Raw genomic sequence first — 22072 nt, forward strand, 5'->3', positions numbered from 1 at the left:
CATGCGGTTCATCGACCAGGACGAGGTGCGCGAGCGGCTGACCTACGAACTGTGCATCCCCCTCGTGCGGCAGGCGATGATCGCCTTTTCGCGTGGGGAGACCCGCCAGCACCTGCGCTCGATCCTCCCGCTCAGCGAGGGGCGGGTGCTGGGGATCATGCCGGGGGCCCTGGGCGAACACGCCATGTTCGGCGCCAAGCTGATCAGCGTCTTTGCCGGGAATTTCGCCAAGGGCATCCAGTCGCACCAGGGCGTGGTCGTGCTGTTCGACGGCGAGAGCGGGGCGCCCGTCTGCATCGCCCATGCCGGCGAGGTCACGGCGATCCGGACCGCCGCCGCCAGCGCCGTGGCCACCGACGCGCTGGCGCGGCCCGACGCGGCGCGCATGGCGATCCTGGGCTATGGCGAGCAGGCCCATACCCACGCACGGGCCATCTCGAAGGTGCGCAAGCTGGAGGCGATCACCGTCTGGGGCCGGGACCCCGCGCGCGCCAAGGCGTTCGCCAAGTCGGTGGAGGTCGAACTGGGCCTGCCAGTGTTCGTCGCCTCGACCGTCCGCCAGGCCGTCACCGGCGTCGACATCGTGACGACAGTGACCAATGCGCGGGAGCCGATCCTGGAGGGGGCCTGGCTGGCGCCGGGCACGCACCTGAACCTTGTGGGCTCGAGCGGCGCGGGACCGACCGAGGTGGATCACGAGGTGGTGGTCCGTTCGCGCTTCATCGCCGACAGCCGCGAGGGCGTGCTGGCTCAAGGGGCCGAGTTCCTGCGCGCCAAGGCTGCCGGGCTGGTGGACGACAGCCATGTCGTGGGCGAGATCGGCCAGGTGCTTGCCGGCGACCTGGAAGGGCGGCAGTCGCGCGACCAGATCACGGTCTACAAGTCGCTCGGACACATCGTGCAGGACCTGGCGGCCGCCAAGGCGCTCTACGAGGCCGGCTGATGCGTCGCCTGTCGTTCGTCCTTGCTGCGGCGGCCGCCGCCACCGCCGTCCACGCCCAGACACCGCCGGAGCTCCGCGTACGCCTCGCGCCGGGACCGATGGACCAGACCGCCGGCAAGGGTTTCGTGGATGTGACCCTGACCGTTCCCCAGGTTGACGCGGCAGAGGGCGCGCCGCTGCTGACCCTGCCGGTGGTGATCGCCAATACGGACACTGTGGCGAACACGCTGACCGGCCTGAAGGCGGTGGACGCCCTCGGCGAGGTCCCGCTGACCGTGAAGGACGACCCCGTCGCCATCGCCTATGCGCGGCGCTGGCTGGCCGGGCGGGCCGTGAAGGGCGATGTGACCGTCACCTATCGGGCGCCCGTGGACAACACGCCGCCGACGCGCGGTTCGGGCCCGCCCTACAGCTTGCGGACCGAGGGCGGCGGCGTATCGGGTGTCGGCAACACCTTCATCCTACTCCCTGAGGGCGGCCGCTCTTACCGGATCGCGCTGACTTGGGACCTCACGCGCCTGGGCGCCGGGGCCAAGGCCATGTCCAGCCTGGGTGAGGGTGACGTGCGGCTGGAGCCGGGCCCGGTCGAGCGCCTGCACCGCTCGCTGTTCATGGCCGGGGACATGCGCCGCGTGCCGGCGGAGGTGAAGCCGACCGGCTTCTCGGCCGCCTGGCTGGGCGACCCGCCGTTCGACCCGCGCCCGCTGATGACCTGGGCCGGCGAGCTTCACGGCTGGATGAGCGGCTTCTTCCAGGACCCGACCCAGCCGCCGTACCGGGTGATCCTGCGTTACAACCCGATCAATGCCGGCGGCGGGGCGGCGCTGGCCAACTCCTTCCTGCTGACCTGGGGCGAGACCGCCAAGGACCCCGAGGGGCTCAAGGGCACCCTGGCGCACGAGATGATCCATACCTGGACGGCCGGCGGGCTTGGCGGCCAATGGTACGGCGAGGGGATCGCGGTGCACTACCAGGCGCTGCTGCCGCTGCGCGCGGGCCTGATCAAGCCCGAGGCCTATCTCGAGGACATCAACGACACGGCGCGGCGCTACTACACCAATGCGCTCAACGACACGCCGGACGACCAGATCGCCCCGCGGTTCTGGGAGGACACCCGGATCCGCGTGCTGCCGTACGACCGCGGCGCCATGTACTTCGCGGTTCTGGACGGGAAGATCCGCCGCGCGTCTGGCGGCAAGCGGTCGCTGGACGAGCTGGTGATCGAGATGTCGCGCCGGCGCCGCGTCGGCGAGCCGGTGACGGACGCAGTGTGGCTGGAGCTGCTGGACGGCGCGCTGGGGCCGGAGGGCCGGAAGGTCCACGCCGACATGCTGGCGGGCCGCTTGATGCTGCCCGAGGCGGGGGACTTCGGCCCCTGCTTCACGCGCACGACCGCTCGGTTCCGTCGTTTCGAGCTGGGCTTCGAGCCGAAGTCTCTGGTGGGCGCCGTGAAGACGATCCGCGGCGTGCAGCCGGGATCGGAAGCCGCCAAGGCGGGGCTCCGCGACGGCGACGTGGTGACCTATGCCGCGGCTCTGGACGGGGTGCAGGGCGACCAGAAGCGCACCCTGACCTTGAACGTCACCCGCGACGGCAGGACCTTCCCGATCACCTACCTTCCGCGCGGCGAGTTGGTCGAGGCCTGGCAGTGGAGGCGTGTGCCCGGCGTGCCTGACGGCGCCTGCGGGAACTAGCGGCCAGAAACCAGGGCCCGGATATCCTGGCTGAACTGCAGACGTGTCGGCTGGTCGCGGTACATCATGTGGCCGCCGGGGTAGCACTTGAACCGCATGGAGGCCTTCAGCGGCGCGGGCAGGGTCCGGGCGATCTCCTCGTCGCCGGCGCAGTTGGCGAGGGAGTCGTAGAGGCCTGACGCGACGAGCACGCGCAGCTTCGGGTTCAGCGCGACGGCTTCCGCGGTCCCGGGCAGCGGCGGACCCAGGCGCGGCGGGCCAGCGCCGGTGCGGACGGCCTCGGCGATGGCGGCCTGGCGCTCCTCGGGCGTCACCTTGGCGGTGGCGTAGTCCCAGCGCGCGCCGACCGAGGCGGGCGGCTTGCCGTCGGGCAGGTAGGCGTCCTCCAGCGGTTCCAGGCCGACGTACGGCAGGTCCGTGGCGTAGCCGAGGTCGCGGCGCAGGTAGCGGAGGATGGCCTCGCGGGAGGACTCCCGAGGCTCGTCGGCGAGGCGCATGTCGAAGATGTTCAGCGTCTTGCCGGCCACCAGCTGCGTCCGAAACTGGCGGGGCGTGATCGCGAGGGTCCTGCGGTCGATCCGGTCGGCCGGGACACCGGTGAAGCGCGACAGGCCCGCAGCGACCTGATCTCGCTCGTCGGGGGTGAGTTGCTCAAGGCGGGCGATCGCCGGAGCGTAGGTCTCTCGGATCCACTGGGCCGCAGCGCGCTCCACAGCAGCGGACGTCGCGCCGACGTCGGGCGCGAGTTTGCCGTGGTGGAAGGCCGTCGCGGCGAAGCCGACGATCTTCAGCGGGCCGACCGGGCCGTCGTCGCCCAGGCGGGAGAGGCCCGTGCCCCCTGAGACGAGCCCGAGACCATCGACACGGACTCCGCGCTTCAGCAGCGCATGGCCGACGCCGGCCGCCCGGCCGGCGCCCCAGCTCTCGCCGATGAGGTAGAGGGGGCTCGCCTCGGCGCCGTGGGTCAGGCGCCACGCGCGGACGAACTCGGTGACCGAGGCCACGTCGCCGACCGTGCCGTAGAACTGTTCGCCGTATTCCGCCTTGGCCGGCCGGCTGAAGCCCGTGCCGATGGGATCGACGAAGACGAGGTCGGCGTCGGTGAGCCAGGTCTCGTGGTTGTCGACCAGCTTGCCGGATTCGGCGCGCTTCGGGCCGGCGACCTCGAAGTGCAGCGTCGCCGAATTGGCCCCCGGTCCGCCGTTCCACACGAAGGCCAGCGGCCGCGGCTTCGCGGAGGGGACACGGTAGGCGATGTAGCCCATCCAGCCCCGGACCTCGCCGGTCTCGGCGTCGCGGATCGCGAGACGGCCGACCTCGGCGGTGTAGGCGAGCGGCCCGCCGTTCACCGTCATCCGGTGCTGGGAGACGACCGGGGTCTCGGCCGCGGGCAGGGCGACGGCGGGGGCTGCGGCCGCGAGCGCCAGGCTGGCGGCGAGGGCGAGGCGTCTCATGCGGGCTGGCCGCCCTGGACCCAGGCGCGGATGTCGTCCGTGAAGGCTTTCAGGCTGGGTTCGTGGGTGTAGGCCATGTGGCCGCCCTCGTACTGACGCTGGATGACCCGGTCGCGCGGCCAGTCGCTCTTGGTGACCATGTAGCGGGCCGGACCGACGGTCGTGGTGAGGTCGTAGATGCCGGTGCCGATCATCAGCTGGAATTTTGGATTGGCCTTGAAGGCGGCGGTGAGGCGGGCGGGGTAGTCGTAGTCGAGGAATGGGCCGCCGGGTCCGAGCGTGCCGTTCCAGGCCCAGCCGCCGGTCTCGGGAGCCAGGCTCCGATACTCCGACGCCGGCCAGGTCACGCCGAGGGTCTGGGCGTAGTGGGCCAGCATGGCCGGCTGGATCGGGGCGGTGACCTTGGCGAAGGGGTCGACGTGGCGCTGGCCCGGCCCGGGGGCGGGGCCGGCGTAGCGGGCGTCGTACATGCCGAGCACCTGCCCCTTGTCTTTCAAGAGCTCGCGCAGGAAGGCGATCTTGGTGATCTGCAGGTCGTTGGCGAGATAGTAGTCGGCCGAGATCCCCGTGTAGGCCTGGAGCTGGACCGCGATGCGGCGTCGGCCCGCCTCGGGCAGGTCGTAGCCGCGCAGCAGCGCCTGGACGTACTCGCCCATGCCCCAGGCGTAGACCTCATCGATGAAGGTGGCCATCGAACGGCCCTTGAGATCCGCGCGGCCGTGGTAGGCGGCGATGGCGGCCAGGGCGGGCAGGTTGGTTCCGTACGAGACCACGTTCTTCGCCCGCTGGCTGGTCTCGATCATGTTGACCGCCTGGCCGAAGAGGAAGACGCCGTCGAGCGGCAGGACCGGCGCGAGCTGCCCTGCCATCAGGGCCGCGCGCAGCGTGCCGTAGCTCTCGCCCAGCACGTACTTCGGCGAGGCCTCACGGCCGTTGGCCTTGCACCAGGCGATCACGAAGTCGGACACCGACTGGGCGTCGCCCTCCACCGAGTAGAACAGCTCGCGGCGGCCGCCGGGCAGCACGCGGGAGTAGCCGGTCTCCGCCGGATCGATGAAGACGATGTCGGCGACGTCGAGGACGGTGGCTGTGTTGTCCGTGAGTTGTGGGCCGGGCGATGGCGCGGCTGGATCCTGCGCCACAACCAGCCGCCTTGGACCCAGCGCCATCATGTGCAGCGTGGCCGAGGAGGAGCTGGGACCGCCGTTGAAGGCGAAGAGCACGGGGCGCTTCGCCGGATCGCCGCCGCGGGCGACATAGGAGGTGGAGACGAACCGCGCGGTCGGACGACCGTCCGGGGTGGCGATGAGCGTCTCGCCGACGGTGGCGACGTAGTCGACCTTGCGGCCGTTGAAGACGCCCTTGTGGCGGGTGACGAAGGGGCCGCCGGACGTCGCGACGGGACCCTGGGCGGCGGCGTCCTGGGCGCGGGTGGCGCCGGCCATGGCGAACGCGCCGGCGGCCAACAGCGCTCTCTTGGTGACCTGCGGCATGGACATCCCCCTCGCGAGCTTCCCGGGGACGCTAACCCAGCGCCGACGGATTTTCCTTTCGTTGTGCCGCTGGCGCGCCGGAGCGTCGGCATAGGCTATGCCGTCCGGGCGCCGCGCCTGCATTGAAGTCGTCGCGCCGCGGGGGCGCCTGACGCAGTTCGAATAGAAAAACCCGGTCTGCGGGGTACGATGATGCCGAGCCGGTTTGGGGGTCTCGATGCGATTTCGTGCTGGTCTGCTCGCGGGCGCCGTGACGGCGCTGCTGCTCTCGTCGCCGGCCCAGGCCGAGATCCAGAAGTTCACTGTCATCGCCAACGGCGAGAAGGTCGGCCACCTGACCGCCGACGTGCAGGCCCGGTCGGCGAGCGTCGACTACGCGGTCTCGAACAACGGCCGCGGACCGAAGGCGAAGGAACAGGTGGTGTTCGACGGCGCCGGCATGCCGGTGACGTGGACCATCGAGGGCTCGTCGCTGTTCGGCAGCCCGGTGTCGGAACGCTTCGCCTGGACGCCAGGGACGGCCGAATGGACCAGCCAGGCCGACAAGGGCGCGATCCCGGCCGCCAAGCCGCTGCTCTACGTCGGCAATGACGTCAGCCCATGGATGCTGAACGTCTACGTGAAGCAGCTCCTGAAGGCGCCCAACCGGACCCTGCCGGTGGCGCCGGCCGGCAGCCTGCGCCTGACCGAGGTGAGGAAGATCACCCTGGGCGAGGGCAAGGCGGCGGTCCCGCTCACGGTCTACGAGATCTCGGGCATCGACCTCGCGCCCGACTATGTGCTGGTGGACGCCAAGGGCGAGATGTTCGCCACCGGCGGCGGCGGGGTGATCCGCGAGGGCTACGAGGCGCACTATCCGCGCCTGCAGGAACTGGCCCGCGAGATCGCGGTGGCCCGGGCCGAGGCGGCGCAGAAGAAACTGGCGCACAGGTTCGACGGGCCGATCCGCATTCGCAACGTCAGAATCTACGACCCCCACACGATGACCGTCGGCGCCCCGTCGTCGGTGGTCGTGTTCCGTGATCGCATCACGCTGGTCGAGCCGGAGGGCGGCGCCGGCGCTCCACAGCCAGGTGACACCGTGATCGACGGGCAGGGCGGGACGCTGGTCCCCGGCCTGCACGACATGCACTCGCACACCAGCTTCTCGTCGAACCTCTTCAACCTGGCGGCCGGGGTCACGGCGACGCGGGACCAGGGCAACGACAATGAAGAGCTGCTGCACATGCTGACCGAGCTGCAGGCCGGCCGGCTGGCGGGGCCCCGCATCGTGCGGAACGGGTTCCTCGAGGGGCGCAGCCCGTACTCGGCCCGCCACGGCTTCATCGCCGACAGCCTGGATGAGGCTTTGAAGGACGTGCGCTGGTACGCCGAGCACGGCTACTGGCAGGTCAAGCTCTACAACTCCTTCAACCCGGACTGGATCGCGCCGGTGGCGGCCGAGGCCAAGCGGCTGGGCATGGGCGTCACGGGTCACGTCCCGGCGTTCAGCTCGCCGGACAAGGTGATCATGGCCGGCTACGACGACATCGCGCACATCAACCAGCTCATGCTGGGCTGGATCCTGGACCCGAAGGAGGACACCCGCACGCCGCTGCGCCTGACCGGCATGGCGCGGGGCAAGGACCTGGACCTGAGGTCCGAGCGCGTGCAGGCCACCGTGCGCCTGATGAAGGAGCGCAAGGTCGCCCTGGACACGACGGCGATGATCCTGGAGCGCCTGATGCTGTCGCGCTCTGGCCAGGTGCAGGCGGGCGACGCGCCGTATCTCGACCACGTGCCGATCGGCTACCAGCGCTACCGCAAGCGCAACTTCGTCACCATCAACAGCCCGCAGGACGACGCCGACTATCAGGCCGGCTTCCGGAAGGTGCTCGAGGTGCTGAAGATGCTGGACGACGCCGGCGTCCAGCTGCTGCCCGGCACGGACGACGGCACGGGATTCTCCAACCTGCGCGAGCTGGAGGTCTACGTCATGGCCGGCATCTCCCCGGGCAAGGCGCTGCGGCTGTCGACGCTGGACGCCGAGCGGTACTTCGGGCGCGACCGCGAGCTGGGCTCGATCGAGCGCGGCAAGCTGGCGGACTTCTTCCTGGTCGAGGGCGACCCGACCGCCGACATCAGAGCCGTGCGCCGCAACCGGATGACCATGGTGGGCGGGGTCGCGTACTACCCGGCCGAGATCTACGAGCACCTGGCGATCAAGCCGTTCGCGGCGAAGCCGCCGGTGACGGTGGCGAAGTGAGGACGACTCTGGCGGGATCATTTGGGTTCAGGGAGACCGCATGACCGACCAGCTCCGCCACGGCGTCCGCCTCATCGACCTGGTCATGCTGGGCGCCGGCACCGCCATCGGCGCGGCGATCTTTTCGGTGCTCGGGCCGGCGGCGGAGGTCGGCGGCGCCGGCATCCTGATCGCCGTGGGCGTCGCGGCCCTGCCGATGGTGCTCTTCGGCCTAGTCTACGCCTTCATGGCCTCGGCCATCCCGAAAACGGCGGCCTCGTACGAGTGGCAGCGGCAGTTTACCCACCCCGTCATCGCGTTCGGGATCGTCTGGCTGCGGGTGCTGTCCAACGCCGTGGTGATGGTGATCCTGGCGCAGGTGCTGGTGAACTACCTCTCCATGGTGCTGCCTCTACCGGCAAAGCCGGTGATGCTGGCCTTCTTCGCCGCCGTCTTCGCGCTGAACTTCCTGGGCGTGGCGATCGCGGCGCGGGCGCAGACGGTGCTGATGCTGGGCTTGCTGGCGGTGTTCATGGTTCTGGTGATCGCGGGCGCGCCGAGCCTGAAGCCGCAGTTGTTCGTCGAGGCGGCCACCGGCGGCTGGCTGCCGATCGTGGCGGCGCTGCCGCTGATGATCCAGCTCTTCCTCGGCATCGAGACGGCGACCGAGGTCGGCGAGGAGGTGGACAATCCGAAGACCACGGTGCCGCTGGGCCTCGCGCTCGGCCTGCTGCTGACGGTGGTGGTCTACCTGGCGATCTCGTTCACCGCGCTCAGCCTCGTCGGGCCCGAGGCGCTCGCGGCCAGCCAGGCGCCGCTGCTGGACGCGGCCAAGGTGGCGCTGGGGCCGGTGGCGACGCCGCTGATCGTGGTGGCCGCGGTCCTGGCCCTGACCAAGTCGATGAACGCGGTGTTCCTCGTCTTCTCCCGGTTCCTGTTCGCCATGGGCCGCTCGGGTGTGCTGCCCGCCGCGCTGGGCAAGGTGCATCCGAAGTTCGGCACGCCGCACGTGGCCACGATCGTGGCCTTTGGGGCCTGCGTGGCGGGCCTGCTGTTGCCGTCCAGCCTGTTGTTCCTGCTGATCGCTGTGAACATCCCGACGATGATGAAGTACCTCGGGTCTTGCCTGGCGGCCTGGAGCGTCGCGGCCCACCACCCCGATATCCACGCCCAGGCGCGGCTGCCGTTCAGCCGGGGGCTGGTGAAGGCGCTGTCGGCGCTCGGGATGGTGGCGGCGGTCGTGATCGCGCTCTTGGGCCTCGCCTCGGACTGGCGGCCGTACGTGCTGCTGGCGGTCTGGCTCGTGGGCGGGCTGGCCTACTATGCAGTGCGGACGCGGCGGGCGCCCGCGTCAGCCTAGCAGCCGCAGGAGCCCCTTGAGGGTCGGCGTCTCGTCGTCGCGCCGCCAGGCGAGGCCCGTCTCCAGCGTCGGCGGATCGCGGATCTCGGCATAGGCGACGCCAGCGCGCGCGAGGTTGCGGAGCGAGGCGGGGACGAGCGCAAGGCCGAGACCGGCCGAGACGAGGCTGATGATCGTCTGCATCTGGATCGCCTCCTGGACGATCCGCGCGGGGCGTCCCTGGGCAGCGAAGTAGCCGGTGACAAGGTCGTGGAACGCCGGCGCGACGGCGCGCGGGAACAGGATCAGCGGTCCGCCCGCGATGGCCTCTGGCGCAATGACGCCGCCCGCCACCGACAGCCGTCCGTCCTCAATCCACGCGGCCGGGACCGCCGCGACCAGCGGCTCGGAGACCAGGCGGCGGTAGGCGAGGCTCGACGGCAGGGCCCGGTCGTGTGGTGGGATGATGATCCCGGCATGCCGCTCGCCCGCGACCAGGGCCGGAACCTGGACGTCGCTGGTCGCCTCGACCAGGCGGATCTCCACCTCCGGAAACGCCTCGGCGTAGCGGCGGACGAGGTCGGGCAGGATGCTGTAGTCGGCGGTGCTGACGAAGGAGAGCGAGAGGTGTCCGCTGAGGCCGTCGCGCAGCCGCCGGGCGCTCTCGGGCAGGGCGTCCAGCGCCGCCAGCGCCGCGCGGACCTCGGGCAGCCACTGCTCGCCGAAAGGGGTCAGGCGGACGCTGCGCCGGGTGCGGACGAAAAGCGGGGCGCCCAGCGTGCGCTCCAGCGCCATTATCGACTGGCTCAGCGGCGGCTGGGTGATGTGCAGGTGCTCGGCCGCGCGGCCGAAGTGTAGCGTGTCGGCGACCGCCGCGAAGTGCCGGAGCTGTCGGGTGTCGATAGTCATTCGCCAAGCGACCTTATAGCCGCAGAATTATATATTTCACAAAGCCTCCAGGGTGGCGCATCCGTCGGCCGCTATCCAGCCGGAGCCCTGTCCATGCCTCCCTATCGCTCGCGTACCTCCACCCACGGCCGCAACATGGCCGGCGCCCGGGGCCTGTGGCGCGCGACCGGCATGAAGGATTCCGACTTCGGCAAGCCGATCATCGCCGTCGCCAACAGCTTCACCCAGTTCGTGCCGGGCCACGTGCACCTGAAGGACCTGGGACAGCTGGTCGCGCGCGAGATCGAGGCGGCCGGCGGCGTCGCCAAGGAGTTCAACACCATCGCGGTGGATGACGGCATCGCCATGGGCCACGGCGGGATGCTCTATTCGCTGCCCAGCCGCGAGCTGATCGCCGACAGCGTCGAATACATGGTCAACGCGCACTGCGCCGACGCGATGGTGTGCATCTCGAACTGCGACAAGATCACGCCCGGGATGCTGATGGCGGCCATGCGGCTGAACATCCCGGTGGTGTTCGTTTCCGGCGGGCCGATGGAGGCCGGCAAGGTGGTGGTGAAGGGCCAGAAGCGGGCCCTGGACCTGGTCGACGCCATGGTCGTGGCCGCCGACGACAACTACAGCGACGCCGAGGTCGAGGCGATCGAGCGCTCGGCCTGCCCGACCTGCGGCTCGTGCTCGGGCATGTTCACCGCCAACTCCATGAACTGCCTGACCGAGGCGCTGGGCCTGTCGCTGCCGGGCAACGGCTCGGTGCTGGCGACTCACGCTGACCGCGAGGCCCTTTTCAAGGAGGCTGGCCGCCTGATCGTCGACCTGACGCAGCGCTGGTACGAGCAGGAGGACGCGACGGCCCTGCCGCGCGGGATCGCGACCCGCGCCGCGTTCGAGAACGCCATGAGCCTGGACATCGCCATGGGCGGCTCGACCAACACCGTCCTGCACCTGCTGGCCGCGGCCCAGGAAGGCGGGGTCGACTTCGGCATGGCGGACATCGACCGCCTGTCCCGGCGCGTGCCCTGCCTGTGCAAGGTGGCCCCGGCGAAGAGCGACGTGCACATGGAGGATGTCCACCGCGCGGGCGGGGTCATGGCCATCCTGGGCGAGCTGGAGCGTGGCGGACTGCTGGACGCCAGCCAGCCGACCGTTCACGCCGCCACCCTGGGCGAGGCGCTGGCGCGATGGGACATCGGCCGCACCAACAGCCAGATCGCTCACGAGCTGTTCCGGGCCGCGCCCGGCGGCAAGCCCACGCAGGTCGCCTTCAGCCAGGCCGAGCGGTGGGAAGAGCTGGACCTCGATCGGGAGTCCGGGGTCATCCGCTCGGTCGAGCACCCGTTCTCGAAGGACGGCGGCCTGGCCGTGCTGTTCGGCAACCTTGCGCCCGAAGGGTGCATCGTGAAGACGGCCGGGGTCGACGAGTCGATCCTGACCTTCACCGGTACGGCCCGGGTCTATGAGAGCCAGGATGCGGCGGTCAGCGGGATCCTGGGCGGGCAGGTCAAGGCCGGCGAGGTCGTGGTCATCCGCTACGAGGGGCCAAAGGGCGGCCCAGGGATGCAGGAGATGCTGTATCCGACGACCTATCTGAAATCGAAGGGCCTGGGCGCGGCCTGCGCCCTGGTGACGGACGGCCGCTTCTCGGGCGGCACCTCGGGTCTCTCCATCGGCCACGTCTCGCCGGAAGCGGGCGAGGGCGGCCTGATAGCCCTGGTCGAGACCGGCGACCCGATCGTCATCGACATCCCGAACCGCAGCATCCGGCTGGACCTGCCCGAGGCCGAGATCGCCGCGCGGCGCGAGGCCATGCTGGCCCGCGGCGCCGACGCCTGGAAGCCGCTGGGCCGCCAGCGGGAGGTCTCGCCGGCGCTGCGCGCCTACGCGGCCATGACCACCAACGCCGCGCGCGGCGCCGTGCGCGACGTCAGCCAGGTGGAGCGGAAGTAGGGCTGCGACGCCCTGCGGCTTCGAATGCCGAGCAAAACGTCGTAGAGAGCCGGCGGCCCGCAGGACGGGCCAGCCTCTGCGACCACGCGCGTTGACCCGACCCAGCCACACTCTCTCCATTGCGCCCATGATGGATGGGACGGATTATTTAATGTAATCAATATCTTCCAACATGAAGTGTGCGAAATTTGCACACTTTTGTTCGCGTGAGTTCGCGTAAAATTTCGGGTTTGTTCGTGCTCAGTCGGTAGTTCCAGAACTGGACCGACTGGGAAAATAACAGGTGTCTTATGGCCCTTCGGGGATCTGCGCGACGCCCAGAATGGGCACACCCCGATAGCCCTATTCCGCTGTGCGACACTTGAAGCGTCGTGCTAGATTCTGCGCATGAGCCGGTCGCAAAGCCGTACGTACTTCGTCGCGAAGAATGCCACGGGCAGCTGGACCGTGACCCGATCGGGAGCTTCGTCGAAGGTGTTCGAGACGAAGGACGCCGCGGTAAAGGCGGCGAGGCAGATCGTGCGTCAAGACGGCGGCGTGCTTGAGATCAAGAACAGCGACGGCCGCACCCAAAAGAGCTTCACGCTTGGTCGAGCGGCCATGACCAAGCTGAATGAGGTCGAGGGTGTCACGCTATCTGGCGCGGGCAAGCGGACCTTCAAGGAGTTTGATCGCAAGGGACTGACGCCGAGCGAGCGGCGCGCGAAGTTGCGCAAGGATCCGACTAAGCTGACGGCTGGGGTGAGGTCTCCACAGTCCCCGCGTTCCTCGCAGAGTGAACGAACGAAGGTCTAGTCCCTGACGTTCGAAGGCTACTTCGTCGATGAGGACCCCTACCGCGCGAACGGCACGGAGGTGCTTCGCAATCTTCCCGGGATCGCGGATCCTGCGGCGCTCGAGGCGTTCGAGACCTTCTCAGTCACGCAGCGGTCCGAAGAACCCTTCCCAGAGGGCGTCTTCGACGCAGATCATTTCTGCGCGATCCATCGCCATCTCTTCCAGGACGTCTACGACTGGGCCGGCGAGCCCAGGACGATCCGCACGTTTAAGGATGGCAGTCCGTTCTGCTACCCGGAGAGCTTCGACCAGGAACTTTCGAAGCTCTTTGGATGGCTGGCGGCGCGCGACCACTTGCACGGTCTGACGAGCGACGAGTTCGCAGAGGCGGCCGCGCACTTCCTGAGCGAGCTGAACGCAATTCATCTTTTCCGCGAGGGGAATGGGCGTGCTCAGTCCGCCTTCCTCGCCATGCTTGCGGCGGACGCCGGTCATCCACTTGATTTTGAGCGGCTCGACACGGCCGCGTGGATGCAGGCGATGATTGTCAGCTTCTACAATGGAACAGAACTCCTGACCGCCCAGATCCGCCGGCTCATCGACGACGGGTAGAGGGGCGGCCGGCCTAATCTCCGCAAAACCTGCGGAGAATGCCGTCTCCATTCTCCGCAGGTACCTTGCCTGCGGCTCGTGTTCTGCCATCCGGCGAAGTTCGCCTTGGAAAGCCTGAATTCAAGTCGCGTCCGGCTAGGCCAGGACCTCGGCCAGCAACCGGGCCTGGATCGCACGGACTTCGGGGGGCAGGGCCTCTAGTCGCGCCTGGCGGCCGCGCACGGCGGGCAGGTCTGCGATGATCGGCGCTGAGAGAAGGGACCAATCGGGCGCGCCGGTCTTGAACGACATCAGGAATTGGCGGTGGTCAGCGGGCATCTCGCGGACCATCACCTGAATGGTCCGCTCCCGTATCTGCTCCAGCGACCCGAGCGAGGTCGGGAGGGAGGTCATGCCGACGAACTCCTGGTCGTAGCGGGGCTGCAGCGGCCGCGTCGGAGCCTTGAGGATCCGGTGCATCGGACGCGGGCTGCTCAGGAGGTAGGCGATGAAGGCGACCCGAAGATCGTCGTCGATCCCCTCGGCGTCCAGCAGAAGGCCGGCATCGAACAGGTCACGTGGATGCTGCCGATCGAGTGCGGCGACGAGCTTCCCCGCGTACAGGTCAGCATGGGACACAACTGGCGCTTCGACGAAGCCGAAGCGGTCTTCCACCGCTGGCGTGACGGTGCGCGTGGCGGCGTCGAAGACGACGCCGCGGGACACGGGTGTGACCTCAATCTTCACAGGCGCGCCCGCCTGCACGTGGGCCTTGACCATCTGGCCCTCGGCATTGCGCGCCAGGTTCACCTGGGCGTTGGGGATGCGTTCGCGAATTCGGCCTGCGATACGCGTCAGCGCCGCCTCGATACGGGCCACGGATGTGGCCCAGTCCTCGATCGGCAGATAGGTGAGGTCAATGTCGACGGACAGTCGGGGCAGGTCGCGCACGAAGAGGTTGATGGCGGTGCCGCCCTTCAGCGCGAAGACCTCTTCCTCTGCCACGCCCGGCAGGATGCGGACGAGCAACTGGACCTGCCGCTCGTAGGCCTCATGCGTCGGCATCGAGGTCCTCGGGCAACGTGATCTGGAATTGAGGATCGAGGCGCCCGCCCCGCACGAGCACGCGCTTGCCGGACCCCAGGTCGAAGTCCTTGGGGTCGAGACGCGATAGCCAGGCGTGTCCATGGCGGGTCGCGAAATAGAAGAAGAGCCGCTTCACCTTCACGCTTCGACAGAGCCGAAGGAGGGCGGCCATGCGGCGGGGGCTGAGCGTACTCAGGCCTTCGACGAGCTTGTCTACTTGGTGGAAGCTCTCCTTGCCGGGCAGGCCGTCGATCGTTTCCAGCAGCGCACGTTCCGGCGTCGACACCACCAGGGGCCACTCGCCCTGACCGGCCGGCAGCTTGCGAGCCGAGTCTGCGAGCGGCGGGGGAACACTGCGGTCGAGGGCGTCCGCGTCCTGTACGAGGACCGGGCCTGCCGCGAGCGGGTCGTCCCGGAACAGCCGGCCGCTGTTGTGATAGCGGAAGCGTTGAGCCACGCCGAGGGCGTCGATCCATCCTGGCGGGGGGGTGGGCCCGTAGAGATGGATGTCGCGCAGGTCCGCCGCCAGGTAGTGTCCCAGGCCCTGGAGATCGAGCGACGTGCGCCCGCCGACGAGAAGGGACTTCCCCAGCATCGTCTGCAGGGAGATGACCACCTGTTCCCAGCGGACACCAATCTGTGGGCGACGATAGACGCCGTACGCGGGCTGCTCCAGCCAGCCTCCTGAGACATATTGGCTTCGGAGGGACCGGGAATAGTCATGCGCGGTCATCCACGACGCGTCGACGAACAGCCCCTGCGGCAGCTCGCGCATGAGCTGGTTTAGTTTTCCATCTCCGCGCTTAGTCATACTGTACATCATGGGCAACTCTCAAACCATATCAAGGTTTAAAATTGTGACTCAACGCTAAGTCAAACTTAGCGCTGGGGGAGATAATTAAACCAATGAGCCTTAGGCGCCTGCATGTCGCCCAAATCACGCGCGCCCAATTCGATCGAGCTCGATAAAAATTTCGAGCCATTCGGCCCGCTTGTTGCACCATAAATCGTGCGTATAGGCGCTTTAGGCACGGTTTTTGGCGTCACTAGCGTTCGGGCTCCTCGTCATCGAGCCATTCGTCGAGACAGCCCGCATCGAGCCAGTCCGCTTCCTCCGGATGCCGCGGCGGCAGATCGGGCGGTGAGCGAAGCGCCGCACCGTAGACTTGCAGGTCCTCCAGCGCCGCCGCCGATAGGGGATCGAGTTCGTCGCAGTGGGCGTGGGCCCAGGCCAGCCAGCTCCGCATTTCGGCGGTAAGCGCCGCGCCGGCGCACCGATCCTCGAGGGCGCCTAGGAACGCGCGCAGGCGCCCCACGCTGCGCCAGCGCCGAGCGGCGTCGTCCAGGAAGGCTTCCTGGCCCTTGATCAACCTGTCGTATTGCACGCGCGATGCCGCCAGCCGATAGGCGTCCTCGATCGGCAAGCCAGGGAACGCATAGGGGATGAACGGCTTGCCGCGGTCCGTCATTCCGCCGCCCACGCGCGATTGAGCACTTCGGCGGCTATGGCCGCCTTGTCCTGCGGCAGGAGCGGCCGTAGTGCTGGGCGACGGTCTCGGGTGTGTCCTGGATCGCGTAGCTCGCCTGCTCATAGGAGCCGGTCTGCTTGAGGATGTGGGTGGCCAGCACGTCGCGGATGCTGTGCGGCCCGTGCGGCAACAGCCCGGGAATGGCGCCGCGGCCCGTGTAGGGATTGTAGATCCCGTAGCGCTGGATGATCCAACGCCAGGCCTCGTAGAAGGTGTTCTGATCGTAGGCCGCCTCGGACCGGCTGGCCTTCACGGTCTTTACGAAGAAGGTCCCGGGGTCGGGCGCGCGGCCGAGCAGGCGCGGGCGATGGACTCCGACGTAGTCGTCGATCTCCCGGTACAGCCCGCCGATGTCGGGCAGCAGCAACCGGAAGGGACGTCCGTTGAAGAACGACGACTTCGCGTTTTTGAAGGCGTTCGCCGGAACGAAGACCTCCCAGCCGGCATCCCGCTCGCTCCAGCGGAGCTCGCCGCGGGCCTGGTCCCGGAGGCGTCGCTCGGTCCTGGGCGCCTGGTCCTTCGGGGAGACCAGCAGCTGGCGCAGGTTCTTCTGGCGAAAACCGAGGTGCAGCCCTAATCGGATCATCAGATAGGCCCGCGCGCTCTCCGCCGCGGCGAGCGGGTAGCGGCGGGGGCAGGGGCGGAGGGCCAGCACCTCATCGGCGATCTTGCGGTATTCCCCCACCGGGCTGTCGGCCTCGAGAACCGTCAGGATGGGCTCGAACGGATCGTGGTGGACCTGGGCGATGCGGGCGATCTCCTTCGACCGGGCCAGCGCGAAGCGATGCAGGCGTGCGCAAGCGGCCGGCCAATCTTCGCGAATGGCCTGGACGTCGTCCACGGAGACGAGGCCAGGGATCGCCTCCAGGCGGTCGGCGAGGGCAGGCGTCTGCGCTATCCAACCGGCCTCCTCGCCCGTTAGGGCGACGGCGATCGAGAGCATGTCGACCTCCCACGCCGTGTAGAAGCCGCGCCGCCGCTCGCGCCATTGCAGGTACCAGTCCCAGACCGCGGGGGCCGTCAGGAGCGCGAAGGTGAGGGAGGAGACCGGCGCGCCGAAGCCGCGGACGGGCCCCTCCGGCGGCGCGGCCAGCGCACCGAAGAGCAGGCCGAAGTGCTCGACCTTCTGCGAGGCGGTTTCGGCGCCCCAGGTGCCTCTGCGCCGATAGCCGGCGGGGCTCAGGGTGGCCGTCTTGAAGGCCAGCAGAGCCGCCATTTCCTGGGCGAGCCGGGGCGGGGCGATGATCGTGCCTCCGGATCGACGCTCCGCCAGACCGCCTTCGTCCGAGCACCTGCGGACGCCCTGCAGGGCCGGGAAACGCACGGCGAAGCGATGGCGGGCGGCGTTTGCTTGGTAGCGGCGGTAATCCGTTGCGCCCGTCACCACGACGCGCCGAACCCACTCCAGGATCTCCTCCTGGTCCTTGGGCGGAAGGCGATCGAAATCATCCGGCAGATGCCAGGCCAAGCGGCGACGCTCGGCCGAGCTAATTCCCGGCATCGACTGACCCTTCGTGGCCCGAGCTGGGTGCGGCAGCCGGCGGCGGAAGTATCCGGGCTCGAGTCCCCAGCGGCGCTCAAGGAACGCCAGCACCGCCAGACTGTCGGCGTAAACCGGCGCCTTCTGACCGATGCGCCACATGCGCAGCGTGGAGGCCTCGACGGGCAGGCCGGACGCCGCCAGCTCTCGGCACAGCGCCATGGTGCGTTCGTGGTGTCGGGTTAGCTCCCGGTCGAGGGAGACATGGAAGGGCTCCGTTCCGTCCGTGGCGCGCGTTGGCTCAGGGCGGGACGGTGGCGCGGGGGGAGGACGAGAGTTCGCCTCTGCGTGAGCCAGGGTGCGCCGCGTGGCGGTCGCCGAGGGCGCGGTCGCGAGGGTGGTGTTGCGGGCGGAATGAGGGGCGCTTTGCGGAGCTCGCGCCGCAGCGCTTCCAGCCCGGGCCGCAGGACATCGCGCCCTCTGACGAGCGCCTCGGCGTCGATGCCGCAATCGTCCGCAATCGCCCGCCAATCGAGGCCCTGGCCGCGAGCCGGAAGGCGTTCGTTGCGGTGGAGAAGCTCCACTAAGTGAAGCCTAAGTTTCTCGACGTCCCGCGGCGAGAGCACCATCGGCCCTCGCAGCTTCACGAAGTCTGAGATCATCCGCGAAAATGCGGGGTTGCGCCGCTCTCGGGCCAGGGTCGCCGTCCTTGTTGGAGGTTTCGCGTCATGCGGTAAGGACGGCAGAGACGCTGTTGACGCTGTCGCACCCTACGACCGGAAAGGCAAAGGCTGTGGATAGCTTGAAGCTCGCCAGTGCGAGACGAGCGCATCGTAGGCGCGCAACGCCTTGCACGAAGCTCTTAAGCGACGCAGACGCCTGTCCCGGAGCCAACGTTACTCAGCTCATAGCCAAGAATACAGGTTTGGATTAGCCAACAAGAAGCGGCGACGGGTGGCACGCTGCTCCTGCAAACCAGGCATCGCAATTTCCCACGCCGACACGGCGGCTACCAAGGCGCCGTTTCGTCCAAGGACCTCGTCGGCGAGCTTGACAACAACCAGGTTGGGGGTGGCCTGCGGGCGGATCGCAAGCAGGCGATCCAGCGCGGCCTGCTCTCTGCCCGGACCAGCCCGGTCCGCGAGAATGGCCAGGGCGACCGCCGCCGACCGACCCACGCCGTGGAAGCAATGCACCAGGAGTGCGCGGCCCACATGCACACGCGCGAACGCGAGAGCCTCCCTGACCTGATCCGGCGTCGCCACCCGAACGCCAAGCGTGTCGTCGTCGACATCCTCGAACGCGAGTACACGCGGGAGCTGGATGGCGATGGAAGCGAAGCCGGTTTGCTGGGCGGCATTCCGGATCCTCCAGCGTGAGCACGGCGTCGAACCGACGCTTGTGCTTCCGCGCCTGTGAAAGCCCGGCGACCGTGAGGTCGCCCGGTCGGCGTTCGATGGATGAAGACTGAAGGCGGGTCATGGTCCGTCGTTCGATGCGCTGGTTCCCCGCCATGTGGCGGCGTACGGCAGAGACGTCGTTGAGGCCGTCGCACCGGAACACGGCGTCAGCGAAAGCTGTGGATAGCTTGACGCTGACCTGCGCGGGACGACCGGCCTCGCAGGCCTACGGTCATTCAGTCCATCGCCGGGAGTACAGATGCGGATTGGCCACCAATCACCGGAGTCGTCGCGCGCTTTTCGTTGAGCCCAGCCGTCGCATCCTCCCGCGTTACCGAACTCATGGGAGCTTGACCGGTCCCTTACCGGCCGTCCCTGCAGAGGGCACGTCGAACACCACCGCAGGTCGATCGGGCGTCAGCGGCAGCACCAGCCGCCATGCCGCGGATATGATACGGGGCTCCTGGCCGTCCTTGAATGGCCGCAGCGCCCAGTCGGTCGGGTCGAGATAGCTGGCGCCCCGCGCCTTGCGCCGCGTCACCACCAGACGGACACCGCCCTTACCCAGCGCGACCTGGCCGACTTCGGCGAGCGTGAAGCCAGGTGGAGACGTGGCGCCCCCGAGGTCCCATTCGAGGGCAATCGACGGTCCGGTCACGACACCGAATCCCGTCTCGTCCTCATCGATGTCGAAGATGCAGCCGGTCGGCGCCTCCGGCCCAGGCGTGAGTTGCATGAGCCCGGCCTTGTCGCCGAGCGTCACGCGCAGGAAGAGCAACACCGCGCCGCCTTCCACCGGGGCCGGCTCCAGGACCAGGGTGCCCGGCGGGAAATTCACGAGATCGTCCTGCCGCAACAGGGGCGTGGGAATCCAGGCTGGCGGGCGGGTGATGGTCATGCGGCGGCTCCAGGTCCCGCCGCGCGGACGGGATTAATGTAGACAGGCTCGGACTGCGGGATCGTGATGCGGACGCGCCAGCCTCCGAACACCGTGTCGAGCTCGGACTCCATACCCTTGGTCCAATCGCTGAGGCGGATGGGCGTGTTGAACGGATAGCGCCCGAGCGGGTGCAGGCCGACGATGAGCGCACATCCGCTAGCTCCGCACGCCAGTTCCCCGGCGCGTGCGTCGCGAACCCCCCAACCGCGCACAGGGGCCTCAAGGTCCGCTTCTAAAGAGAACTCGAGACCGACTTGGTAGGCCCGCTCGTCGTTGCCGGTGACCTCGACCGCTCTGTGCCCGTCGAGGTTCTCCTGTCCGAGGACTGGCAGCACAAAGCGACCATCGTCGAAATCGAAGCGGATGCCGAGCTTGGCGCTCTTCTCGCCGCCGTGCGCCATCCGCAGGACAAGCCGCCCGGGCGCTATATCGCTAACCGGCCGAGACAGCAGGGCGTGGGCCGGCAGGAAGAGCCGAGACAACGCCGTCATGTATCGTCGCCCATCTCGAGCGCCTCTTGCGCGGCGATGAACACCTTCGCGTCCGTCTCCGAGAGACGCCAGTTCGGGATCGGGTCACGATCCTGCGTGACCAGGTTGCCGCGGCGAACCGTACGAAGCGCCCCGGTCCCTGAGTCCCCATCGGGGTTCTTGCCCCGCGCGGCGCAGATGGCGCGCGCGACGCGTTCGATCTTGTCCATCGGCGGTCCGCCCCTCCATCTAGGGTCAAGGTATTCGCGAATCACCTCGGAGCCACGCGTGGCCAGCGTCTTCTTCTCATACTCTCATGCCGACGAGGCCCTGCGAGACCAGCTCGAGAAGCAGCTGGCGCTCCTCAAGCGTCAGGGCGTCATCGAGACGTGGCACGACCGGCGGATCGGGGCCGGGCAGGAGCTCGACGCCGAGATCAGCGCCCACGTTGAGAGGGACGACATCATCCTGCTGCTGGTGAGCGCCGACTTCCTGACCTCGGACTACTGCTATGACCGCGAGATGAAGCGCGCGATGGAGCGGCACGACCGGGGCGAGGCCATCGTGATCCCGATCATCCTGCGCGCGTGCGACTGGCATGGCGCGCCGTTCGGCAAGCTGAATGCGACGCCCCCGGACGGAAAGCCGATCACTCAGTGGCCTGATCGCGACCAGGCAATGCTCGAGGCCGCCAAGGCCGTGCGGGGCGCCGCCCAACGGCTTGCCGCGCCCGGCCCGTCGGCGCCCGCGGCGTCGCCGAGGTCCCCGGCGGCGATGCCCTCGCCTTCAGAACCGGTGGCGCGGTCGAGCAACCTGCGCTTGGCCAAGCAGTTCACCGAACGAGACAAGGACGGCTTTCAGACGGAGGCTTTCGAATTCCTGGCGAAGTTCTTCGAGAACTCGCTGGCCGAGCTCGATCGGCGCAACCCTGGCGTTGAGGGCGCCTTCCGAAGGATCGACGCGAACCGCTTCACCGCCGTCATCTACCGGCACGGGAAGGCGGTGGCCCGCTGCACCGTGTTCATGGGCGGCGGGCGGTTCTCTCCGGGGATCGCCTACGTCGCCCAGGAGACCACCGAGAGCAATTCCTACAACGAGTGTCTGACGGTGGACGCTGACGATCAGTCGATGTTCCTTCGGAGCATGGGCATGGCCCGCTTCGGGAACAACGCCCCCGACAAGCTCACCCTCGAAGGCGCTGCGGAGTTCTACTGGGGCATCCTCATCGAGCGCCTCCAGGGCGGTTGAAGGCTGTCCCGAACGGGTCGCGCGTTCGAGCCCCCTGGGTGGCGGGGATCTTCTCCGCCCCGAGGTTCATCGTTTCTGTGGTCGCAAGCCAGATGCTGGCGGGGCCACCAGAAAGCCTGGGTCCGACGACACGTGCCAAGCTTCCCGTTCCGTAGGTCCAATCGTTCTCAGGCCCCGCCCGGTCGGCTGGTAGGACCTTGTGACTGCCGGTTCCGGTAGAGTCTGGCCATCTGGGCGCCAAGCTCTTCGCGGGGGCCGGGGCATCCCAGCGCCTGCAGCAGGAACCGCAGGCTCTCATCGGCCTCAGCCGCGCGGACAATGGGCCCGGCGTATGAACGGCCATGGCGCCGAAGGAATTCCTCGAACGGCCCCGCGGCCAGGAACACGAGTTGCAGCTCGGACAGGCGGGCCGTGCGGACGGACTTGAGAAGCATCCAGAACTGCGCGGGGTCGGTGTCGGCCATTTGGTAGATCGCGGCGTGCGCGTCATCGCGGCCATCGAAATAATTGGCCATGAGAGCCGTCAGATCGGGGCGGGGCCTCGCGCG

General features: G+C 68.5%; 21 protein-coding genes. 9 read left to right on the top strand and 12 right to left on the bottom strand.

The window, feature by feature from the left end; genetic code table 11:
• The first annotated feature begins 1 nt into the window (after position 1).
• Both DJ019_RS08870 and DJ019_RS08875 read left to right on the top strand, forming a co-directional pair.
• On the top strand, positions 2–943 hold the full coding sequence (locus tag DJ019_RS08870) for an ornithine cyclodeaminase family protein (protein ID WP_111275660.1): 942 nt from the start codon (positions 2–4) through the stop codon (positions 941–943).
• Positions 943–2637, top strand: a complete 1695-nt coding sequence (locus DJ019_RS08875) for a M61 metallopeptidase family protein (RefSeq protein ID WP_111275661.1) — start codon at positions 943–945, stop codon at positions 2635–2637. The genes DJ019_RS08870 and DJ019_RS08875 overlap by 1 nt, the downstream gene beginning before the upstream one ends.
• On the opposite strand, the gene DJ019_RS08880 is transcribed toward DJ019_RS08875, so the two are convergent.
• On the bottom strand, positions 2634–4091 hold the full coding sequence (locus DJ019_RS08880; protein WP_111275662.1) for a S10 family serine carboxypeptidase-like protein: 1458 nt from the start codon (positions 4089–4091) through the stop codon (positions 2634–2636). The two genes, DJ019_RS08875 and DJ019_RS08880, sit on opposite strands and share 4 nt — an antisense overlap.
• Entirely contained in the window at positions 4088–5584 is a 1497-nt protein-coding gene (locus DJ019_RS08885) for a S10 family peptidase (protein ID WP_165843952.1), read from the bottom strand. Before DJ019_RS08885 ends, DJ019_RS08880 begins: the two co-directional genes overlap by 4 nt.
• Before the next feature lie 217 nt (positions 5585–5801).
• On the opposite strand from DJ019_RS08885, the gene DJ019_RS08890 reads away from it, so the two are divergent.
• On the top strand, positions 5802–7829 hold the full coding sequence (locus tag DJ019_RS08890; protein WP_111275664.1) for an amidohydrolase family protein: 2028 nt from the start codon (positions 5802–5804) through the stop codon (positions 7827–7829).
• Positions 7830–7869: 40 nt separating this feature from the next.
• The gene (locus DJ019_RS08895) at positions 7870–9168 is read left to right on the top strand and encodes an APC family permease (protein WP_111275665.1); all 1299 of its coding nucleotides are present in this window, start codon (positions 7870–7872) and stop codon (positions 9166–9168) included.
• On the opposite strand, the gene DJ019_RS08900 is transcribed toward DJ019_RS08895, so the two are convergent.
• Positions 9160–10050 (bottom strand): LysR family transcriptional regulator, encoded by an 891-nt coding sequence (locus DJ019_RS08900; RefSeq protein WP_111275920.1) that lies wholly within the window; start codon positions 10048–10050, stop codon positions 9160–9162. The genes DJ019_RS08895 and DJ019_RS08900 overlap by 9 nt on opposite strands.
• Before the next feature lie 99 nt (positions 10051–10149).
• Between DJ019_RS08900 and ilvD the strand changes: the two genes are divergently transcribed.
• The 3 genes from ilvD to DJ019_RS08915 all read left to right on the top strand — a co-directional run bounded on the left by ilvD (position 10150) and on the right by DJ019_RS08915 (position 13392).
• A complete protein-coding gene (ilvD, locus tag DJ019_RS08905) occupies positions 10150–12003 on the top strand; it encodes a dihydroxy-acid dehydratase (RefSeq protein WP_111275666.1) in 1854 nt (617 codons plus the stop codon).
• A 387-nt stretch (positions 12004–12390) separates the two neighbouring features.
• Complete coding sequence (locus DJ019_RS08910; RefSeq protein WP_111275667.1) at positions 12391–12798, top strand: DUF2188 domain-containing protein; 408 nt, start codon at positions 12391–12393, stop codon at positions 12796–12798.
• A gap of 60 nt (positions 12799–12858) precedes the next feature.
• Positions 12859–13392, top strand: coding sequence for a Fic/DOC family protein (locus DJ019_RS08915; protein ID WP_205854127.1), 534 nt, complete (start codon positions 12859–12861; stop codon positions 13390–13392).
• A gap of 135 nt (positions 13393–13527) precedes the next feature.
• Here the strand turns inward: DJ019_RS08915 and DJ019_RS08920 are convergent, their stop codons facing one another.
• The 5 genes from DJ019_RS08920 to DJ019_RS20925 form a co-directional block, all read right to left on the bottom strand.
• Positions 13528–14436, bottom strand: coding sequence for a nucleotidyl transferase AbiEii/AbiGii toxin family protein (locus DJ019_RS08920; RefSeq protein WP_111275669.1), 909 nt, complete (start codon positions 14434–14436; stop codon positions 13528–13530).
• Complete coding sequence (locus tag DJ019_RS08925; RefSeq protein ID WP_338066076.1) at positions 14423–15280, bottom strand: type IV toxin-antitoxin system AbiEi family antitoxin domain-containing protein; 858 nt, start codon at positions 15278–15280, stop codon at positions 14423–14425. Before DJ019_RS08925 ends, DJ019_RS08920 begins: the two co-directional genes overlap by 14 nt.
• 223 nt (positions 15281–15503) lie before the next feature.
• Positions 15504–15926: a hypothetical protein gene (locus DJ019_RS08930; protein WP_111275670.1), complete on the bottom strand. Its 423-nt coding sequence runs from the start codon at positions 15924–15926 to the stop codon at positions 15504–15506.
• Between the two features lie 34 nt (positions 15927–15960).
• Positions 15961–17688: a hypothetical protein gene (locus tag DJ019_RS21350; protein ID WP_240606423.1), complete on the bottom strand. Its 1728-nt coding sequence runs from the start codon at positions 17686–17688 to the stop codon at positions 15961–15963.
• Between the two features lie 683 nt (positions 17689–18371).
• Positions 18372–18680, bottom strand: a complete 309-nt coding sequence (locus DJ019_RS20925; protein WP_111275671.1) for a hypothetical protein — start codon at positions 18678–18680, stop codon at positions 18372–18374.
• On the opposite strand from DJ019_RS20925, the gene DJ019_RS20930 reads away from it, so the two are divergent.
• Complete coding sequence (locus DJ019_RS20930; protein ID WP_165843953.1) at positions 18681–18845, top strand: hypothetical protein; 165 nt, start codon at positions 18681–18683, stop codon at positions 18843–18845. It abuts the gene before it with no gap.
• 361 nt (positions 18846–19206) lie between these two features.
• Here the strand turns inward: DJ019_RS20930 and DJ019_RS08945 are convergent, their stop codons facing one another.
• Genes DJ019_RS08945 through DJ019_RS08955 form a run of 3 tightly spaced genes read right to left on the bottom strand, consistent with a single transcriptional unit; the run spans position 19207 to position 20506 of the window.
• Positions 19207–19764, bottom strand: a complete 558-nt coding sequence (locus DJ019_RS08945; protein ID WP_111275672.1) for a hypothetical protein — start codon at positions 19762–19764, stop codon at positions 19207–19209.
• Positions 19761–20297 (bottom strand): hypothetical protein, encoded by a 537-nt coding sequence (locus DJ019_RS08950; RefSeq protein WP_111275673.1) that lies wholly within the window; start codon positions 20295–20297, stop codon positions 19761–19763. The genes DJ019_RS08945 and DJ019_RS08950 overlap by 4 nt, the downstream gene beginning before the upstream one ends.
• Positions 20294–20506: a hypothetical protein gene (locus DJ019_RS08955; protein ID WP_111275674.1), complete on the bottom strand. Its 213-nt coding sequence runs from the start codon at positions 20504–20506 to the stop codon at positions 20294–20296. The genes DJ019_RS08950 and DJ019_RS08955 overlap by 4 nt, the downstream gene beginning before the upstream one ends.
• A 58-nt stretch (positions 20507–20564) precedes the next feature.
• Between DJ019_RS08955 and DJ019_RS08960 the strand changes: the two genes are divergently transcribed.
• A complete protein-coding gene (locus tag DJ019_RS08960; RefSeq protein ID WP_111275675.1) occupies positions 20565–21524 on the top strand; it encodes a TIR domain-containing protein in 960 nt (319 codons plus the stop codon).
• Positions 21525–21691: 167 nt separating this feature from the next.
• Here DJ019_RS08960 and DJ019_RS08965 read toward each other — a convergent pair whose 3' ends face one another.
• Complete coding sequence (locus DJ019_RS08965) at positions 21692–22039, bottom strand: DUF6869 domain-containing protein (RefSeq protein WP_111275676.1); 348 nt, start codon at positions 22037–22039, stop codon at positions 21692–21694.
• Between the last annotated feature and the right edge of the window lie 33 nt (positions 22040–22072).

Source organism: Phenylobacterium kunshanense (assembly GCF_003254525.1).
Taxonomy (GTDB): Bacteria; Pseudomonadota; Alphaproteobacteria; order Caulobacterales; family Caulobacteraceae; genus Phenylobacterium; species Phenylobacterium kunshanense.

Bases quoted from the DNA above. Each gene is read 5' to 3' on its own strand.
- DJ019_RS08870 (WP_111275660.1), top strand. From the start codon at position 2: ATGCGGTTCATCGACCAGGACGAGGTGCGCGAGCGGCTGACCTACGAA.
- DJ019_RS08875 (WP_111275661.1), top strand. From the start codon at position 943: ATGCGTCGCCTGTCGTTCGTCCTTGCTGCGGCGGCCGCCGCCACCGCC.
- DJ019_RS08880 (WP_111275662.1), bottom strand. From the start codon at position 4,091: ATGAGACGCCTCGCCCTCGCCGCCAGCCTGGCGCTCGCGGCCGCAGCC.
- DJ019_RS08885 (WP_165843952.1), bottom strand. From the start codon at position 5,584: ATGCCGCAGGTCACCAAGAGAGCGCTGTTGGCCGCCGGCGCGTTCGCC.
- DJ019_RS08890 (WP_111275664.1), top strand. From the start codon at position 5,802: ATGCGATTTCGTGCTGGTCTGCTCGCGGGCGCCGTGACGGCGCTGCTG.
- DJ019_RS08895 (WP_111275665.1), top strand. From the start codon at position 7,870: ATGACCGACCAGCTCCGCCACGGCGTCCGCCTCATCGACCTGGTCATG.
- ilvD (WP_111275666.1), top strand. From the start codon at position 10,150: ATGCCTCCCTATCGCTCGCGTACCTCCACCCACGGCCGCAACATGGCC.
- DJ019_RS08910 (WP_111275667.1), top strand. From the start codon at position 12,391: ATGAGCCGGTCGCAAAGCCGTACGTACTTCGTCGCGAAGAATGCCACG.
- DJ019_RS08920 (WP_111275669.1), bottom strand. From the start codon at position 14,436: ATGCCGACGCATGAGGCCTACGAGCGGCAGGTCCAGTTGCTCGTCCGC.
- DJ019_RS08925 (WP_338066076.1), bottom strand. From the start codon at position 15,280: ATGATGTACAGTATGACTAAGCGCGGAGATGGAAAACTAAACCAGCTC.
- DJ019_RS08930 (WP_111275670.1), bottom strand. From the start codon at position 15,926: ATGACGGACCGCGGCAAGCCGTTCATCCCCTATGCGTTCCCTGGCTTG.
- DJ019_RS21350 (WP_240606423.1), bottom strand. From the start codon at position 17,688: ATGGCGCTGTGCCGAGAGCTGGCGGCGTCCGGCCTGCCCGTCGAGGCC.
- DJ019_RS20930 (WP_165843953.1), top strand. From the start codon at position 18,681: ATGCACACGCGCGAACGCGAGAGCCTCCCTGACCTGATCCGGCGTCGC.
- DJ019_RS08945 (WP_111275672.1), bottom strand. From the start codon at position 19,764: ATGACCATCACCCGCCCGCCAGCCTGGATTCCCACGCCCCTGTTGCGG.
- DJ019_RS08950 (WP_111275673.1), bottom strand. From the start codon at position 20,297: ATGACGGCGTTGTCTCGGCTCTTCCTGCCGGCCCACGCCCTGCTGTCT.
- DJ019_RS08955 (WP_111275674.1), bottom strand. From the start codon at position 20,506: ATGGACAAGATCGAACGCGTCGCGCGCGCCATCTGCGCCGCGCGGGGC.
- DJ019_RS08965 (WP_111275676.1), bottom strand. From the start codon at position 22,039: ATGGCCAATTATTTCGATGGCCGCGATGACGCGCACGCCGCGATCTAC.